Below are 2,216 nucleotides of genomic sequence, written 5' to 3' on the forward strand. Positions count from 1 at the left end.
GCTCCGCCGACGTTTGCGGTGTTTCCGGCTGAAGCAGGCCAAGACCTCGTCCGGCCTGCACCGCCTGTTGACCCACAACGGCGTGCCCCCGCCCGAAGCCCGCAAGCTGGCCGGCTCCGGCCGCGGCTGGTGGCCCCTGGCCAACACGCCGCAAGCCACCCGCGCCATGTCCCAGGCCTGGTTCGACCGGCACGGCCTGACGGCCCTGGTCGCCCTTTACAAAGCGGTCACCCCGACCGACAACCGCCGTGGTACGAGACGCGTACGCTCGGTGGTGTGAGAGGGAGGAGCCGCGAGGCTCCTCCCTACTCGATTTTGTGCCCCCGCGCCTTAGCCCATGCGGTTCGCACCGGATCAGAGCAGGACGCCGGACGCGAGCCTCATGACGTCGCCGGTCAGCTTGGCCGCAAGACCGATCATCAGCACGCCCATCCCGATGTCGAGCACCCGCCAGACGGTCGGCCCGGCGAGGTAGCGCCCGGCGACGTAGGACGTGCCCGCGAGCGTGGCGAACCAGACGAACGACGCCGCGACTGCCCCGCCGGAGAACACCAGCCGGTCGCCCAGCGCGCCGTATCGGCTGGCCAGACCGCCGACCAGGACGATGGTGTCGAACAGCACCCCGGGGTTGGCGATCGAGACCGCGATCGCGGGCCCGTAAACGCCGGCGGCGCCGGCCGGCTGCAGCAGACCGCCGCCGGCGTCCCCGGAAACTCCGCGCCACAGGCTGGACAGTCCGTAGTACAGGAAGAACGCCGCCGCGGCGCCGGCAAAGGCGAGCTTGAGCGCAGGAACCTGCGATACAAGCGATCCGACCCCGAGCGCGCCGAGCGCGATCAGCCCCATGTCGACGGCCACGAAAATCGCCGCGACCGCGAACACCGTGGGCACGCGCGCCAGCCCATAGCGGATCAATAGCGCGTTCTGCGGACCGATCGCGACGATCATGCTCGCCGCCATCGCCATGCCGGAGAAGAACACGATCATGGCGCGCTCCAGCCGACCAGGCCGGCCGATTGCCCCTTGGGCAGCCGCGGCCGGTGGTTGAGCGCGGCGTAAGCCGGTTCGCTCAACAGCCGCCGGTGGCAGGCCGGCAGGTGCTGTACCGGCACGCTTGGGAACAGGTGGTGCACCAGGTGGAAGCAGTCGTTGCGCGGAAACAGCAGCGCGCGCAGCGGCAGCGGCAGGATCAGGTTGCGCGAGGCGTAGAGATCGTCGCTCTCCGCGATCAGGCCGGCGTGGTCGACGCAGTCGTTCCAGTAGTTGATCGCGGTCATGACGTAGAGGTAGGGCACCAGCACCATCAGCAGCGTGGTCCAGGGTGCCAGCCATGCGCCCAGGGCCACCGCGCCCAAGAGGCCGAGCTTGGCGAGGCCGACCGCGCGGCCGTCCTCGAACGACAGGTCGACCGGGAAATAGCGGCGCAGGTGCAGCCCCAGGATCGGGGTCGCGAGGTGACGGACCAGGCTGCCCCAGGTCACCGGCTGGTCGATGCCGAACACCTGCAGGTTCTCGAAGTCCTTATCCTGCTCGTGATCGCCCAGGAAGCTGTGGTGGGTGGCGTGTTCGCGCTCGTATTTCCGGAAGCCGCCCAGCAGCACCACCGCCGCGATCCGGCCGAACATCACGTTGGCGCGGATCGAGCGGGTGAAGGTGTAGTGACTGCACTCGTGGACGATGTTGTTGAGCCCGCGCAGCCGGGTGGCGATGACCACGGCCAACGCCGCGATCCCGAGCGCGCTCGCCGCGCCCGGCTGCCCGACCAGCTGGGCACCCAGTGCGATGCAGCCGGCGATCGCGAGCAGATAGCTCGCGAACACCGTGGTTGCGCGCCACAGCCCGTTGCGGGGCAGATCCTTGAACTCCTGCCGGAAAGCCCGGCGGACGTTTTTGGCAGACATAACGGCACTTCCCTTCTAGCTCGCGTAGACTGCGCGTCGCCGCGGATCGACAACGCAGAAGGGAAGTTACGGCCGAACGGTGACAAATTTAATTAAGATATACTCCGAGTCTCTGGAGACCCGAATTCGGGCTTGACGCGAGGTAGAATCGGGATTCAGCTGCGAGCATGATACGCCCCGGTTTCCTTTCCTTTGAAGATCGCCGCGAACTCGAAGCGTGCGTGCGTCGGCATCGCGTGGACCACGGCGTTGCACGGCGGGCAAATGCCCTTCTGCTGCTGGATGACGGCAAAAGTTGCGCCCAGATCGCGGAGT

The 2,216-nt window shown here is 67.7% G+C and carries 3 protein-coding genes; 1 reads left to right on the top strand and 2 read right to left on the bottom strand.

Annotation, left to right across the window (positions count from 1 at the left end; genetic code table 11):
* Positions 1-280 (top strand): hypothetical protein (locus CKO28_RS27350; protein ID WP_200344651.1); only part of this gene is annotated, 280 nt, incomplete at its 5' end.
* Positions 281-354: 74 nt separating this feature from the next.
* On the opposite strand, the gene CKO28_RS27355 is transcribed toward CKO28_RS27350, so the two are convergent.
* The gene (locus tag CKO28_RS27355) at positions 355-987 is read right to left on the bottom strand and encodes a LysE/ArgO family amino acid transporter (RefSeq protein WP_200344653.1); all 633 of its coding nucleotides are present in this window, start codon (positions 985-987) and stop codon (positions 355-357) included.
* Positions 984-1,901: a fatty acid desaturase family protein gene (locus CKO28_RS27360; protein WP_200344654.1), complete on the bottom strand. Its 918-nt coding sequence runs from the start codon at positions 1,899-1,901 to the stop codon at positions 984-986. Before CKO28_RS27360 ends, CKO28_RS27355 begins: the two co-directional genes overlap by 4 nt.
* Between the last annotated feature and the right edge of the window lie 315 nt (positions 1,902-2,216).

It is taken from the genome of Rhodovibrio sodomensis (assembly GCF_016583645.1).
Lineage (GTDB): Bacteria > Pseudomonadota > Alphaproteobacteria > Kiloniellales > Rhodovibrionaceae > Rhodovibrio > Rhodovibrio sodomensis.

Coding starts and splice junctions, on each gene's coding strand:
- CKO28_RS27355 (WP_200344653.1), bottom strand. CDS start 987: ATGATCGTGTTCTTCTCCGGCATGGCGATGGCGGCGAGCATGATCGTC.
- CKO28_RS27360 (WP_200344654.1), bottom strand. CDS start 1,901: ATGTCTGCCAAAAACGTCCGCCGGGCTTTCCGGCAGGAGTTCAAGGAT.